12 protein-coding genes and 2 rRNA genes are annotated in these 14,210 nt (G+C 66.2%); 2 read left to right on the top strand and 12 right to left on the bottom strand.

Going from position 1 to position 14,210, the window contains the following annotated elements; all coding sequences use genetic code 11:
- A complete protein-coding gene (locus tag M8J71_RS07930; RefSeq protein ID WP_163162965.1) occupies positions 1-1,140 on the top strand; it encodes a bifunctional 2-methylcitrate synthase/citrate synthase in 1,140 nt (379 codons plus the stop codon).
- A gap of 69 nt (positions 1,141-1,209) precedes the next feature.
- Here the strand turns inward: M8J71_RS07930 and M8J71_RS07925 are convergent, their stop codons facing one another.
- On the bottom strand, positions 1,210-1,692 hold the full coding sequence (locus tag M8J71_RS07925) for an 8-oxo-dGTP diphosphatase (protein ID WP_256247400.1): 483 nt from the start codon (positions 1,690-1,692) through the stop codon (positions 1,210-1,212).
- Between the two features lie 75 nt (positions 1,693-1,767).
- Here M8J71_RS07925 and M8J71_RS07920 point away from each other — a divergent pair, with 75 nt between their 5' ends.
- Complete coding sequence (locus M8J71_RS07920; protein WP_256247399.1) at positions 1,768-2,457, top strand: hypothetical protein; 690 nt, start codon at positions 1,768-1,770, stop codon at positions 2,455-2,457.
- A gap of 51 nt (positions 2,458-2,508) precedes the next feature.
- Here the strand turns inward: M8J71_RS07920 and xerD are convergent, their stop codons facing one another.
- The 11 genes from xerD to M8J71_RS07865 all read right to left on the bottom strand — a co-directional run.
- A complete protein-coding gene (gene xerD / locus M8J71_RS07915) occupies positions 2,509-3,576 on the bottom strand; it encodes a site-specific tyrosine recombinase XerD (RefSeq protein WP_256247398.1) in 1,068 nt (355 codons plus the stop codon).
- The gene (locus M8J71_RS07910) at positions 3,576-4,235 is read right to left on the bottom strand and encodes an NUDIX domain-containing protein (RefSeq protein WP_256247397.1); all 660 of its coding nucleotides are present in this window, start codon (positions 4,233-4,235) and stop codon (positions 3,576-3,578) included. The genes xerD and M8J71_RS07910 overlap by 1 nt, the downstream gene beginning before the upstream one ends.
- Before the next feature lie 26 nt (positions 4,236-4,261).
- Positions 4,262-6,031, bottom strand: coding sequence for a CTP synthase (locus M8J71_RS07905; protein ID WP_256247396.1), 1,770 nt, complete (start codon positions 6,029-6,031; stop codon positions 4,262-4,264).
- Between the two features lie 112 nt (positions 6,032-6,143).
- Positions 6,144-7,883, bottom strand: a complete 1,740-nt coding sequence (recN, locus tag M8J71_RS07900; protein WP_256247395.1) for a DNA repair protein RecN — start codon at positions 7,881-7,883, stop codon at positions 6,144-6,146.
- Positions 7,884-7,886: 3 nt separating this feature from the next.
- Positions 7,887-8,912: an NAD kinase gene (locus M8J71_RS07895; protein WP_163162955.1), complete on the bottom strand. Its 1,026-nt coding sequence runs from the start codon at positions 8,910-8,912 to the stop codon at positions 7,887-7,889.
- A 13-nt stretch (positions 8,913-8,925) separates the two neighbouring features.
- On the bottom strand, positions 8,926-9,741 hold the full coding sequence (locus tag M8J71_RS07890; protein WP_256247394.1) for a TlyA family RNA methyltransferase: 816 nt from the start codon (positions 9,739-9,741) through the stop codon (positions 8,926-8,928).
- Entirely contained in the window at positions 9,741-9,995 is a 255-nt protein-coding gene (locus M8J71_RS07885; RefSeq protein WP_256247393.1) for a hypothetical protein, read from the bottom strand. The genes M8J71_RS07890 and M8J71_RS07885 overlap by 1 nt, the downstream gene beginning before the upstream one ends.
- 9 nt (positions 9,996-10,004) lie before the next feature.
- Complete coding sequence (locus M8J71_RS07880) at positions 10,005-10,994, bottom strand: HAD-IIA family hydrolase (RefSeq protein WP_256247392.1); 990 nt, start codon at positions 10,992-10,994, stop codon at positions 10,005-10,007.
- A gap of 5 nt (positions 10,995-10,999) precedes the next feature.
- Positions 11,000-12,949, bottom strand: a complete 1,950-nt coding sequence (locus M8J71_RS07875) for a hypothetical protein (protein WP_256247391.1) — start codon at positions 12,947-12,949, stop codon at positions 11,000-11,002.
- Between the two features lie 670 nt (positions 12,950-13,619).
- Positions 13,620-13,736, bottom strand: a 5S ribosomal RNA gene (gene rrf, locus M8J71_RS07870).
- 235 nt (positions 13,737-13,971) lie between these two features.
- Positions 13,972-14,210: ribosomal RNA gene (locus M8J71_RS07865) — 23S ribosomal RNA — on the bottom strand; the annotation flags it as partial.

Below are 14,210 nucleotides of genomic sequence, written 5' to 3'. Positions count from 1 at the left end.
ATGGCTGAAGAGGACATCAAAAAAGGTCTTGCCGGCGTCGTGGTGGATTACACGTCCGTCTCGAAGGTCAACCCGGATACCAATTCCCTGCTGTACCGGGGCTACCCGGTCCAGGAGCTCGCCGCGAGGTGCAGCTTCGAGGAGGTGGCCTACCTGCTCTGGAACGGTGAACTTCCCACGGAACAGGAGCTGGTGGAGTTTACTGCACGGGAGCGCGCCGGCCGGGCCCTGGATCCGGTGGTCAAGCAGGTGATCGATGCCCTGCCGGAGAGCTCCCATCCCATGGATGTTTGCCGGACCGCTGCCTCGGTGATGGGCGCCCGGCACCCGCTGGCGGAAGACTCCTCCCGCGAGGCCAACATGGCCAAAGCCATCGACTTGTTCTCGGCCATGCCGGGCGTCGTGGCCTACGACCAGCGCCGCCGCCACGGGCAGGATGTCATTGAGCCGCGCGACGACCTGGGCTATTCGGCCAACTTCCTGTGGATGACCTTCGGGGAGGAGCAGGTGCCGGAGGTGGTGGAGGCGTTCAACGTCTCGATGATCCTCTACGCCGAGCACTCCTTCAACGCCTCCACCTTTACGGCCAGGGTGATCACGTCGACGCTGGCGGACCTGCACTCGGCCGTCACGGGGGCCATCGGCGCTTTGAAGGGACCGCTGCACGGCGGTGCCAACGAGGCCGTGATGCACACCTTCGACGAAATCGGCATCCGCCCGCAGGAGTCCCTGGAGGAAGCGGCTGCCCGTGCCAAGACGTGGATGGAGAACGCCCTGGCCCAGAAAAAGAAGGTGATGGGCTTCGGGCACCGCGTGTACAAGCACGGCGACTCGCGCGTGCCCACCATGAAGGCTGCCCTGGACAAGATGGTGGCCCACTACGGCCGGCCCGAATTGCTGGGCCTCTACCAGGGCCTGGAGAAGGCCATGGACGAAGCCAAGGCCATCAAGCCCAACCTCGACTATCCTGCCGGCCCCACCTACCACCTGATGGGGTTCGATACCGCCACGTTCACTCCCCTGTTCGTGGCCAGCCGCATCACCGGGTGGACGGCGCACATCATGGAGCAGTTGGATTCAAACTCCCTGATCCGCCCGTTGAGCGAATACGTCGGTCCCGAGGAACGGCACGTTCCGTAGGCTGAAGGGCAAAGCGTACGACGGCGGGACGGCCACGCAGGTGGACATCCCGCCGTCGGTCCTTAACGGCTAGGGCAGGAGGCTCACGGACGACGCGACAGTTTCGTTGTCGCTGTTCAGCGTGACCACCACATTGACCCTGCCGCCTTCGAGCACCACTGGAAGCCAGTGATCGGCGTCCTGCCACATACGGTCCACCGGCAGGATGCCGGTCTGGAACCACTGGGGCATGATCTCGTCGCTTTCTTCCGGCTCCCCCACCCATCGCCGGGCGGTGAAGAGGCGGGTGTGCATGTCCCACGCCGGTTTGGCCGGGAACACAAACTGCACGACGCCGGCGTCCGCGAGGTCTTCCTGGCGGACCGTCACGCCGGTTTCTTCCCTGACTTCGCGGACTACGGCTTCGGCCTCGCTCTCCCCCGGTTCGACGTGTCCGCCGATGCCCACGATCTTTCCAGTGCCGAAACCTGTCCGTTTGAGGCCCAGCAGCACCTCCGGGCCGGAATCCCCGTCACGGAGCAGGAAGCAGAGAGTCACCCTTGCTGCAGTCATGCGTTCAAGCCTATGGGGTGGGCGGGTTGCCGGCGAGGAAGCGCCATCGGGGGCTGAATATGCCAAGCTCTACGTGTGGCTCCCGAAACTGCACCCGGGATACGGCCGGCCCGTATCTCGACCCTCGACGCCCGCCTGCCGGAGTGGCTGGTGCGCAACCCTTTGTACTGGGGCTGGGCCTGGGCCTGTTTCTGGACGGTGCTGATTGTTGTGGATGAATTCGTGGACCTGGCAGGCTGGACATGGTATCTGCTGGTGGCCGCGGCCGCCCTGCCCACATTGCTCAGCACACTGGCCGTGCTGCACGTGACTCCCCGGCAGCAAGTGAAGGCCGCCCGGGAATCGGTTTTGGGCCTGTTCTTCGTGCGTTTCCTGGCACTCGTTGCGGCCTTCATAGTGTGGGCCATGTCGGTGGTGCTGAGCGCGTCCATCTCCACCACCATCCAGGCGGTGGCGGGTGACTCCGAGCGTGAGGTGACAGCCCTGGGTTTCAACCTGATGGCGGCCCTGTTCCCGGTTGTGGTGGCCGTCCTGTGGCTGGCCTTTGTCGCCAGGTGCGCCTGGTTCCTGCGGAGGCTGCGCGGCTGGCGGCAGGTTCCTGCATTCTCAAGGGTGCCGAAATCGTTCCTCCGCGGCCGGGCGCGCCTGCGCCGGGTGGTGATCGGCCTGGCACATCCGGGACTGATGTTGCTCGCGGGGATGGGCACGTCGGCGCTGGCTTTCCTGCTGGCGCCGGTGGAACTGACTATCGAGGCGCTGCTCTAGGTGTCCCCGGGCAGTACATCTGTGCCGCCCGGGACTGTGCTTGGGGCAAGCTCAGCCGAGGGCCCGGGGGTGTGCGGCCGCGTAGATCTCACGCAAGGTGTCCGCTGTGACCAGGGTATAGACCTGGGTGGTGGTCACCGACGCATGGCCCAGCAGCTCCTGGACTACGCGGACGTCGGCGCCGCCTTCGAGCAGGTGGGTGGCGAAGGAGTGACGCAGGGTGTGCGGTGAGACGTCCTTGGTGATGTTGGCCTTGTCGGCTGCGGCCTTCAGGATGGTCCAGGCACTCTGGCGGCTGATCCGGCCGCCGCGGGCATTCAGGAACAACGCCGGCGTGCCCTTTCCCTTGGCCGCGAGCAGCGGGCGTCCCCGGACCAGGTAGGCGTCGAGGGCGCGGGCGCCGTAGGACCCCAGCGGCACCAGCCGTTCCTTGGAGCCCTTGCCGAAGAGCCGGACGATGGCTGGCCCGGTTTCCGCCTCCTGCAGGGAAATATCGTCCACGTCCAGGCCCACGGCCTCACTGATCCGCGCACCGGTGGAGTACAGGAACTCCAGGAGGGCGCGGTCGCGCAGCCCCGTTGCCGTGTCGGTCCCCGCCGCCTCCAGGATCCTGGTTACTTCGTCCACGCTGATGGCCTTCGGCAGCCGCTTTCCGGGCATGGGCGGATGGACGTCGCTGGCGGGGTCGGTTGGCGTGAACCCTTCCAGGGCCCAGAACTTGTGCAGCCCCCTGACGGCGACCACAGTCCGCGCCGCGGACCGCACACCAAGGGCCGAACCGCCGTCGGAACCGTCCGTCAGCGCCCGGACGTAACCGGTCACGTGGTGGCGGGTGATGTCCTGGGGGCGGCTGCACCCGGCGGCTGCCAGGTAGCGGGAGTAGCGGGCCAGGTCCCTGCGGTAAGCGGCGAGCGTATTGGCGGCCACGCCGCGTTCCACGCCCATGTGCTGAAGGTAATCGGTGATGGCGCGCTCGATGGCTGGTGGCGGGGAAGCCGGCGGCGGTGAAGCCGGCGGCGGGGCGTCACGAACCGGTCCCGGCGCGGCCGGTCCAGCGGGAGCGGCCTCAGCGGGGTGCAGCCCAGCGGGTGCCAGCTCAGCAGAGGGACCAGGGACCATCAGCGCTGGCTGGGGTGCGCGGGCCAGGGCGCGTCTGCGGGGCGGAGATTTGTATATCCCCCAGCGCGGGCGGCTGCGGCGGCAAGGATCCCGACGACGGCGGACGGGTTGTGGAGCCTCCCTGCCAGCACCGACTCCACGGCGTCGTCCAGCTTGATCCAGTGGAACTCGATCTCGGCTTCCTCGTCCGTCCGCTCATGGCGTTCATGGTGCGGGACGTCGGTGAGGTCCCGGGCCAGGTAGATCCTGATGGCCTCGCTGGAGGAACCGGGCGAGTTGAAGAAGTCGGCCAGGACGTTCCAGGTGCTGGCCGCAATGTCCGCTTCCTCGGCGAGTTCGCGGGCAGCGCCCGCCACGAAGTCCTCGCCTTCGATATCGAGCAGTCCGGCGGGAATCTCCCAGAGGTCCATGCCCACGGGGTGCCGGTACTGCTTGAGAAGGAGGATCTCGCCGTCGTCGTTCATGGGCAGGACGGCCACGGCACCCGGGTGTTCAATGTAGTCCCGGGTGAGGGCCTCGCCCGTTTCCTGCAGTTGGAAGCTGTCGCTGACCACGTCCCAGATCCGGCCTTCGTAGACCTTCTCGGTAGACAAAAGACGGCGCGGGCTCGGTGCATCCGAAACCTTTACTACGTGGGTGGCTTCAGGTGTACCGGGCATCGCGCCGTCCTTTGTGTCGTGCGGAACTACTTAGCGGCTACCGTACCGGACTGCTCGGCTTCGGGGGCAACAGCACCCAGGCCTGCGGCCGTGTCGGCGCCTTCCTGGTGGTCCAGGGCTGCTTTCACGAGCCCGGCGAACAGCGGGTGCGGCCGGGTGGGGCGCGAGCTCAGCTCAGGGTGCGCCTGGGTGGCCACGTAGTACGGGTGAACGTCGGCGGGAAGCTCAACGAACTCCACGAGCTTGCCGTCAGGGGACGTGCCGGAGAAGACCAGCCCTTCGGCCGCGATCTGGTCGCGGTACTTGTTGTTCACCTCGTAGCGGTGGCGGTGGCGTTCGCTGACGGTGGTCTTGCCGTACGTACCGGCGATGACCGAACCGGCGTCGAGCTTGGCCTCGTACAGGCCAAGGCGCATGGTGCCGCCAAGGTCGCCGCGGCCTTCGACGATGTCGAGCTGCTCTTCCATGGTGGCGATGACGGGGTACTTCGAATCCGGCTCGAACTCGCTGGAGGACGCACCTTCCAGTCCCACCACGTTGCGGGCGTACTCGATGACCATGCACTGCAGGCCCAGGCAAAGTCCCAGGACGGGCAGCTTGGTCTCGCGGGCGAATTTCAGCGCACCGAGCTTGCCCTCCAGGCCGCGGATGCCGAAGCCGCCGGGGACGCAAATGGCGTTGACGCCGTCCAGTGCCTTGATGGCGCCTTCCCGGGTTTCGCACTCGTCGGAGGGGACCCAGCGGATCTTGACCTTGGTGTCGTTGGCGAAGCCGCCGGCGCGCAGGGCCTCGGTGACGGACAGGTAGGCGTCCGGAAGGTCGATGTACTTGCCGACGAGGGCGATTTCAACATGGTGCTTGGGGTTGTGGACGGCCTCCAGCAGCTTGTCCCAGCTGGTCCAGTCCACGTCCTTGAACGGAAGGTCCAGGGCGCGCACGATGTAGGAGTCCAGGCCCTGGGAATGCAGGGTCTTGGGGATGTCGTAGATGCTGGGCGCATCAGCGGCGTTCACGACGGCGTCAATGTCGACGTCGCACATCCGGCCGATCTTCTCGCGCATGGCGTCCGGCACTTCGCGGTCAGAGCGGATGACGATCGCTTCGGGCTGGATGCCGATGGAGCGCAGGGCTGCGACGGAGTGCTGCGTGGGCTTGGTCTTCAGTTCCTGGGACGGTCCGATGTACGGGACCAGCGAGACGTGCAGGAAGAAGACGTTGGTGCGGCCGATGTCCTGGCGGACCTGGCGGGCCGATTCGAGGAACGGCTGGGACTCGATGTCGCCCACGGTGCCGCCGATTTCGGTGATGATGACGTCCGGAGCGTTCTTGCCTTCGGCGGGCAGCCGCATCCGGCGCTTGATCTCATCGGTGATGTGCGGGATGACCTGCACGGTGTCGCCGAGGTACTCGCCGCGGCGTTCCTTGGCGATAACGGTGGAGTACACCTGTCCCGTGGTGACGTTGGCCGAGCCCTCAAGGTTTTCGTCGAGGAAGCGCTCGTAGTGTCCGATGTCCAGGTCCGTCTCAGCACCGTCGTCGGTGACAAAGACTTCGCCGTGCTGGAAGGGGTTCATCGTGCCCGGATCCACGTTCAGGTAGGGATCGAGCTTCTGCATAGTTACAGACAGGCCGCGTGCCCGCAGGAGATGACCGAGGCTTGAGGCCGTCAGTCCCTTACCGAGCGAGGACGCCACACCACCGGTTACGAAGATGTGTTTGGTCGTCTTGGACGAGCCCGGGAACCGGGAATTTACACGGGAATTTGATCGCTGCACCACGGAATTCGAGCCTATCATCAAATGAGCCTTCCACGGGTCGGGAACTGCTTCCGCAAATGATCCAGTCTGCGCGTCCGGTCGTCCCGTAGGCAAGGGCCGCTCCGTTGGACGATCCCCGCGAGGGGCGCGCTTACGCCCGCTGTGGCAGCAGTTTGGCGTCGTCCAGCAACTCCTGGGCGTGCGCCTGCGCCGACTCCGAGTCCTCCTGGCCGGCAAGCATCCGGGCCAGTTCGCGGACCCGCTCGGGGCCGTCAAGGAGGCGGACATCACTTGATGTGAACCCGGTTGCCGTTTTGCCGTCGGCTCCCCGGACCGAGGTTTTGGTGACCGTGATGTGCTGGTCCGCGAAGGCTGCCACCTGCGGAAGGTGCGTGACCACAAGCACCTGGACGTGCCGCGCCAGCATGGCGAGCCTTCGCCCAATTTCAACGGCGGCGCGTCCGCCCACTCCGGCGTCCACCTCGTCAAAGACGAACGTGGGAACGGGGTCGACGGCGGCCAGCACCACTTCGATGGCCAGCATGACCCTGGAGAGTTCGCCACCCGACGCCCCCTTGCCTAGCGGCCGGGCCGGAGCCCCTGAGTGCGGCTGCAGCAGGAAACTGATTTCGTCCGCGCCGTGCGGTCCAAGCTGGCCGGTCGGCTCGAGAGTGATCACCAGCGTGGCGTCTGCCATGGCCAGGGCCTTCAGTTCGGCGCTGACCCGGGAGGAGAGCTCCTTGGCGGCTTTGGTCCTGATCCTGGTGATGGCAGCGGCCTGCTTCTGCAGGTCAGCCTCGGCCCTTACCACTTCCGCGTCCAGTGTTTCGATGCGGGTTGAATCGTCCTGGAGCTCGTCAAAGCGCACCCGGGCGTTTTCAGCCCACTGGAGGACTTCGTCAATGGACGGGGCATATTTTCGGATCAGCTTGGCCAGGACGGCGCGCCGGTCCTCGATCTCCGCCAGGCGTTCCGGTCCTTCGCTGTCCAGCCCGGCCTGGTAGCTCGCCAGTTCGGTGGCGATGTCGTTCAGCAGGAAGCCCACCTCGGCCAGGCGCGCTGCTGCGGAACCGAGTTCGGCGTCGTGCTCGGCCACGTGCTCGAGGGTCCGCTTCGCAGCGTCCACAAGGGTGGTGGCGTCACCCGCTTCGCCGAAGTCCTCGGCGATCAGGGCCTGGTGGGCCGTGCTCGCCGCGATCCGCAGTTCCTCGACATTGGCCAGCTTTACTGCCTCTGCCTTGAGGAGTTCATCCTCGCCGGGCTGCGGGTCCACGTCGTCGATCTCGGCCAGTGCTGCCTCGAGGGATTCGGCTTCGCGGAGCCGGTCCCGGGCGGCACTGCGGAGTGCATCAAGCTCCGACTGGCTTGATTTCCAGTGGTTATACAGGCCCTGGTAGTTGGCGAGGGGCCCGGCCAGCGTTTCCCCGGCGAACTTGTCCAGCGCGCCGCGCTGGGCTACGGCACCCTTGAGCCGGATCTGGTCCGACTGGCCATGGACCACCACAAGCGTTTCGCCGATCTCGGCGAGGACGCCGACGGGGGCGGCCCGCCCGCCCAGGAAAGCACGGCTGCGGCCATCCGCGCCCAGCCGGCGGGCGAGGATAAGCTCAGCGCCGCCGTCGAACTCTTCCGCCTCGGCGCCTGCCTCCAGTGCGCGCGCGATGGCGGGGTGTCCGGCGTCGAGCTTCAGTACGGCCTCGGCGGTTGCGCTCTTGGCGCCGCTCCGGACGGCACCGGCATCCGAACGGGCTCCCAGGAGGAGGCCGACGGCGGTGACCACCATGGTTTTGCCCGCGCCGGTCTCGCCGGTCACCACGCTCAGCCCGGGGCCCAGCGGCAGTGTTGCGTCGGTGATGACGCCCAGATCGCGGATTCTCAGTTCTTCAAGCATGGTTCACTTTGCGGTTGAGGGATCGGGATCGACGTCCGGCTGCCCGGTGTGCGGCAGCTGAAGCGGCGGCATCGGCCGCGGTGTCCGGACGATGGGGATGGGGCCGGTGTGGATGGCGTCAGCCTTGGGGACCGGCCCCCGCCAGCCGTGGATGGGCAGTTCGAACTTCCGCACCAGCCGGGCCGAGAACGGGGTCTGATGGGTCCGTGCCAGGCGCACGGGGGTAGCTGACTTCGTGACCTCCACCCGGGCACCCGGCGGCAGGTCCACCGAACGCCGGCCATCACACCACAACACGCCCTGGGCATCTGTCCGGCCCAGGACTTCAACGGCGAGGCGTGAGCGCGGCGATACCACCAGCGGCTTGGCGAACAGCGCATGCGCACTGATGGGAACAATCACCAGGGCCTCCACCTCCGGCCACACCACCGGGCCCCCGGCAGAGAACGCGTAGGCCGTGGAACCCGTGGGGGTCGCCAGCACAATGCCGTCGCAGCCGAAAGTCGTGAGCGGACGCTCGTCCACCTCGGTGACCACTTCCAGCATTCGCTCCCGGTTGGCCTTTTCGATTGCAGCCTCGTTCAGGGCCCACGTGTGCCAGATCTTCTGTCCCCGGACCCACACCTGGACATCGATGGTCATGCGCTCTTCCACCGTGTAGTCCCGGCTGGCAATCCATTCAACGGTCTGGGCCAGGTCCGCCCGCTCGCTCTCGGCCAGGAAGCCCACATGGCCCAGGTTCACGCCCAGCAGCGGCACGTCCACTTCGCGGACCAGCTCGGCCGCGCGGAGGATGGTGCCGTCGCCGCCCAAAACCATCACCAGTTCAACGTCGGGGAGCTGGACGTGGTCGTGCAGCACCTCCACGGGCTGGGACAGGTGCCCGAAGAACCGTTCCATGTCGTCCAGCTCGGAGTCCTGCATCACCGGGACGATGCCGGAGGCGTGCAGCAACGCGCAGGCCTCCCAGGCGGCCTTCAGTGATTCCTCGCGGCCGGTGTGGGCGAGGACCAATACGCGCCTGCTCATCAGGTTCCGCTCTCTAGTGGTTGTGCCAGATCGTTCCGAGCAGCGCAGCGGTGGCTGCGTCTCGCTCTTCGATCTTAGGCAACTCTTCGCTGATCCTGCGCTTTATCCACAGGAAGTATTCGACGTTTCCGTCCTGGCCGGGAAGCGGGCTCTGCGCGAGGCCGAGGAGGTCCAGGCCGGCCTCGAAGGCTGCCCGAGCCACTTTTTCCACTGCCATCCGACGCTCCCGCTCGGAATTCACCACACCGGTCCGTCCCAGCCGGTCCTTGCCGATTTCGAATTGTGGCTTCACCATCAGCACCAGGTCACCGCCCGGCTCCGTGCACAGGGCCAGGGGCCGGACCACCAGGGTCAGGGAGATGAAGGACAGGTCAGCCACCGTGAGCGCTACGGGGCCGCCGATGTCCTCGGGCGACATGTACCGGACGTTGAGCCCCTCATGGACTTCCACCCGGGGATCTTCCCGCAGCTGGGGCACCAGCTGGCCGTGCCCGACGTCGACCGCCACGACATGCGCCGCGCCGCGCCGGAGCAGGACATCAGTGAAGCCGCCGGTGGAGGCGCCGGCGTCGAGGCACCTTTTCCCGCCCGGCGAAACGTCGGGAAAGGCGTCAAGGGCGCCGGCCAGTTTGTGGCCCGCCCGGCTCACGTAGGTGTCCTGCTCATCATGCTGGACCACCAGGTCCCTGTCCTCCGGGACCTGGACGGATGCCTTGCTCAGGACCTGCCCGGCGGAACTTACTTTTCCTTCAGCGATGAGCGTGGCGGCATGGGTGCGGGACCTGGCAAGGCCGCGCGCAACCAACGCCTGGTCAAGGCGCACGGGCATCAGGCGCCACTCTCCGGGAGGTTGATGCGGGGGCGGGTTTGCTCCGCCGGGTCGGCGTCCAGGGCAGCGCGCAGTTCGTCGTGGAGTTCACTGTAGGCCGCTTCGTGCTCTGCAACCGGTGTCCCGGGCACACCGTCCAGACGCGCCAGGGACTGTTGCACCAGATGATCCGGCACCTCGTCGTGGTTTATCCGCGGCCAGTCCAAGGAAGGCTGGGCTGCTGCGGACTCGTCAGGGGGGCTCAGCTCAGTCATCCAACCAGTCTAGTGATCCAGCCACACGAGCTGCGGCGCCTGCGCCGTGGACGCATCCGGAGTGGCCGCCCACCAGGCTGCGCACGCTGCCCGCCAGGAGTCCAGGTTGTCCTGGCTGCCAATGATGCCCACCGCACCATTGGCCACCCGCGCCGTCGCCTCGCCGCACAAGTACGTGCCGTCGTCGTGCCTCACCTCGGGGTAGGGGCTGTACAGCTCCGTCAGGTCCTTGATGATGTAATTGGGCCGTTCGGCGGCCTTGGCAGCCAGGATGGATTCCCGTGTGTCGACGCCGGTCAGTACGGCAACCGTTGCGAAGCCTGCGTTGTTGCCGCCCAGGATGTCAGTGTCCAGCCGGTCACCGACCACGAGGGGGCGCTCTGCGGCGAGGCGCTTGGCGGCCGAGTGGAACAGCGGCGCTTCCGGTTTGCCGGCGACGCGGGGCGTTTGGCCAGTGGCTGCGGTGACCGCGGCAACGAGGGTGCCGTTGCCCGGCGCGATGCCACGGGCCTGCGGGATGGACATGTCCGTGTTGGTGGCCACCCAGACGGCCCCGGCCGACACCACGTAAGCTGCCTCGGCGAGTTCCTTCCAGCCAATGGCTGGGTTGAAGCCCTGCACCACTGCCACCGGATCCTCGTCCTGGCCGTACACGGGCACCAGGCCCACCAATTCGATCTCCTGCGCAAGCGCCGGGCTTCCGGTGATCAGCACCCTCGAACCCGGGGGCAGCTCCGAGGCGAGCAGCTCCGCAGCGGCCTGGGAGGAGCTGACTACCTGGTTGTCAGCCGCCGGCGCGCCGAGCTCACGGAGGTGGGCTGCGACGTCGGCAGGAGTGCGCGACGCATTGTTCGTCACGTAGCCCAGGCCAACTCCGAGGCCTTCCAGCTGCTGCAGTGATTCCACCGCACCCGGAATGGCGTGCGGGCCCGCATAGACCACGCCGTCGAGGTCCGCGAGCAGCGCATCGAACAGGGAAATCAGGGTGGCTTCAGTCATCCGCTTTAGTCTTCCCGGCGATCCTGGTGGTCCTCCGGAGTTGCGCTGTCCGGCAGGCCCTCTCCGTTGTGGTCCAGTTCGTCGTGGTCCAGTTCGTTGGCCTCCACGGAGTCCTCGTCGGACTCCGCCGAGTCCTCGTCGGACTCAGCGTCGTCGGATACGAAGTAATCCGGCTCCTGGTCGTCGATGCTGGCCTCGACGGCTTCGCCGGAACCAGCGGGCGTCTCCTCGCTGGCGGCGGTGGACGTGACGGCTGCGGTGGACCTGCCGGCAGCGTCAGTTGCTGTTGCGGGCGAAGCTTCAGCGGCAGCACCCGAAGCGGTGGATGCCCGCTCCAGGAGGCGGCGGCGTTCTTTCTCTTCGCGGGCTTCCTCTTCCTCGTCCCAGCCCAAGTCGATGATGTCCGGTTCTTCGTCAACGCCCAGGCCCAGTGCATTTTCCGCCACGACGGCCTGCTTTTGCCATTTCTCCGACTCCGCTGTGCGGCCCACGGCGGCGAGTGCGTCGGCGTAGGCGCGGAAGAGGCGCGGGCTGTAGGAGAACGCGCGGTTGATGTCCAGCTGCGGGATCTCCAGTTCCGCCACGGCGGCGTCGAGCTGGCCGAGGTCGGCGCGAGCCCCGGCGGCCACGATGGCGAGTTCAGCTTTGCCTGGCGCGTCCAGGTCCTGGGCTTCCTCGGAGCGGACCACATCGAGTGCGCGGTCGGGACGGCCAAGCCCACGCTCGCAGTCTGCCATCACCGGCAGGTGCACGTTGGAGCCGCTGATCCGGCGGTACGTCCGGAATTCCCTCAGCGCTTCGCCGTAGTGGCCGGCGGCATAGGCTGTGAGCCCCACCGCTTCCCGGACAGCAGCCAGCCGGCCGCCGCGCCGGCTCGCGGCCAGGGCGTGCTGGAAGGCCAGTTCGGGCTCGTCGTCAATCAGGCGGCCGGCCATCACCAGGTGGCGCGCCACCCACTCGGCGCTGTTAGCCTCAAGCGTCTTGATCTGGTGCTGTGTGGCTCGGTCCAGCTCCTTACCCGTGACATCCTCGTCTATCTGAGGCGACCGTTCTCGGTCCGGGCGGTTGGCGCTGCGAAGGTCACGCACATTCGGGACGCGGGCCGGACGATCTTCCTGGCGGTCCCGCCCAAAGGTGCGGGGACCGGCGTCGCGGTTGGCATCACGGTCAAAACTGCGGGGACCGGCGGCACGACTGGAGTCACGGTCGAAACTGCGGGGACCGGCGTCGCGGTCGAAATTGCGGGGTCCCCGGTCCTGGCGGTCACCCCCACGGCTGGGGCGGTCGCTCCGGTCGCCGAAGGGCTTCCTGTTCTCGCCGCCGGCAAACCCGCGGCGGTCACCTTCGCCGTCCCGGCGCGGACGGTCGCTGAAGGAACGGTTGTCACGGTCACCGTAGGGCTTGCGGTCGCGGTCCCCGAACGGCTTACGCTCACCGCCACCAAAGCTACGACGGTCCCCCTCGCCATCCCGGCGGGGGCGGTCGCCTTCACCGTCGCGGCGCGGGCGGTCGTTGAAGGACCGGTTGTCGCGGTCACCGTAGGGCTTGCGGTCGCGGTCCCCGAACGGCTTACGCTCACCACCGCCGAAGCTACGACGGTCCCCCTCACCATCCCGCCGCGGGCGATCACCAAACGGCTTCTTGTCGCGGTCACCAAAGGGCTTGCGATCCCGGTCCCCGAACGGCTTACGCTCACCACCGCTGAAGGGCTTACGCTCGCCGGCACCTGAACCGCGACGGTCCCCCTCACCATCACGGCGCGGACGATCGCCGAACGGTTTCCTGTCACGGTCACCGAACGGCTTACGCTCTCCCCCGCCGGCTGACCGATCGGAACCTGCGTTGTCGCGGTTGGCCCGGGAGCGGAATCCGCGGGGATCACCACCGGAATTGTTGTTACCGCGGAACCCGCCACGGTCATTTCCGCCGCGGTTGCCGCCGTTGTGCTCAGCCATGTGGATTCCTCCTGTTGTGAGCCGACCACTGGCGCAACTGCAGCCGCTCGTATCCGTGTTTCGTTTTCCTACGCAACCCGAAATCAAGCGCTTCGAAGTCCGTACATCTTCATCAATTCTAGTGGAGTTGCCCAACATGGCAGGACCGGGCAGGGCCAGGGACCAGCATCGTGGCAATATTCACACTCCCCAGGACCCTCTCTCACTCGATGTGGGTTTTTGGGTGACGCTCTCTCACTTGATGTGGCCCTTTGGGTGACGCTCTCTCAGTTGATGTGGCCTTCGGTGACGCTCTCTCACTCGATGCCGGTTTTGGGGTGATGCTCGCTCAGTTGGCGGGGTGTTCCAGGTGTTGCTCTTCGGTGTGAGGGGGCGTTCGACGGCGGCTGGTTTGGGATGCTGCCGACCGGAGCCTCGAGCGCATGGACGGGTGAGAGACCGTTGGTTGCGGGAACACGTCAGGTGAGAGAAGGACCGGGAAAAACCCGCGTCAGGTGAGAGAAGGACCGGGAACAAACCCGCGTCAGGTGAGAGAGGGACCGGGGAAAACCCGCGTCGGGTGAGAGAAGGACCGGGAAAAACCCGCGTTAAGTGAGAGAGGGTCCCGGGGGTACTGTTTGTTAAATGTGGGAGGCCCCAACCTGGTGGTTGGGGCCTCGACCTAATGGTTGTCCGGCGGTGACCTACTCTCCCACACCCTCCAGGGTGCAGTACCATCGGCGCTGTGGGTCTTAGCTTCCGGGTTCGGAATGGGACCGGGCGTTTCCCCCACGCTATGACCGCCGTAACCCTTGCCCCGCACCCCTGCGATGCTGCCGGGGGTGGGAAATCTTGTGTGGTTACAACAATTGTGTGCTCCCTTGCGGGTGCTGTGGTGTTGTTATTCAGTTGTTTGGTTCTCAAGCAACGTACCGGTTTGGTTTGTTGTTTGGGAACCACATAGTGGACGCAAGCATTCTTGTTTATCTTTGTACCAACCCCTTGGGTGCAAACGCTTTTGAATCCGTTTGCGGGGGTGGTGTGTGGTGTAAGTTATCGGCCTATTAGTACCGGTCAGCTTCACGAGTCGTTAGTCCTCGCTTCCACATCCGGCCTATCAACCCAGTGGTCTGGCTGGGGGCCTCTCACACACGAGGTGTATGGAAATCTCATCTTGAAGCGAGCTTCCCGCTTAGATGCTTTCAGCGGTTATCCCATCCGAACGTAGCTAATCAGCGGTGCACTTGGCAGTACAACTGACACACCAGAGGTTCGTCCGTCC

This window comes from Pseudarthrobacter sp. R1, from assembly GCF_024494415.1.
Classification (GTDB): Bacteria; Actinomycetota; Actinomycetes; order Actinomycetales; family Micrococcaceae; genus Arthrobacter.
This window is presented reverse-complemented; position numbering and strand designations above follow the sequence as displayed.

Bases quoted from the DNA above. Each gene is read 5' to 3' on its own strand.
- M8J71_RS07925 (WP_256247400.1), bottom strand. From the start codon at position 1,692: ATGACTGCAGCAAGGGTGACTCTCTGCTTCCTGCTCCGTGACGGGGAT.
- M8J71_RS07880 (WP_256247392.1), bottom strand. From the start codon at position 10,994: ATGACTGAAGCCACCCTGATTTCCCTGTTCGATGCGCTGCTCGCGGAC.
- M8J71_RS07895 (WP_163162955.1), bottom strand. From the start codon at position 8,912: ATGAGCAGGCGCGTATTGGTCCTCGCCCACACCGGCCGCGAGGAATCA.
- M8J71_RS07930 (WP_163162965.1), top strand. From the start codon at position 1: ATGGCTGAAGAGGACATCAAAAAAGGTCTTGCCGGCGTCGTGGTGGAT.
- M8J71_RS07890 (WP_256247394.1), bottom strand. From the start codon at position 9,741: ATGCCCGTGCGCCTTGACCAGGCGTTGGTTGCGCGCGGCCTTGCCAGG.
- recN (WP_256247395.1), bottom strand. From the start codon at position 7,883: ATGCTTGAAGAACTGAGAATCCGCGATCTGGGCGTCATCACCGACGCA.
- M8J71_RS07905 (WP_256247396.1), bottom strand. From the start codon at position 6,031: ATGATAGGCTCGAATTCCGTGGTGCAGCGATCAAATTCCCGTGTAAAT.
- M8J71_RS07910 (WP_256247397.1), bottom strand. From the start codon at position 4,235: ATGCCCGGTACACCTGAAGCCACCCACGTAGTAAAGGTTTCGGATGCA.
- xerD (WP_256247398.1), bottom strand. From the start codon at position 3,576: ATGGTCCCTGGTCCCTCTGCTGAGCTGGCACCCGCTGGGCTGCACCCC.
- M8J71_RS07885 (WP_256247393.1), bottom strand. From the start codon at position 9,995: ATGACTGAGCTGAGCCCCCCTGACGAGTCCGCAGCAGCCCAGCCTTCC.
- M8J71_RS07875 (WP_256247391.1), bottom strand. From the start codon at position 12,949: ATGGCTGAGCACAACGGCGGCAACCGCGGCGGAAATGACCGTGGCGGG.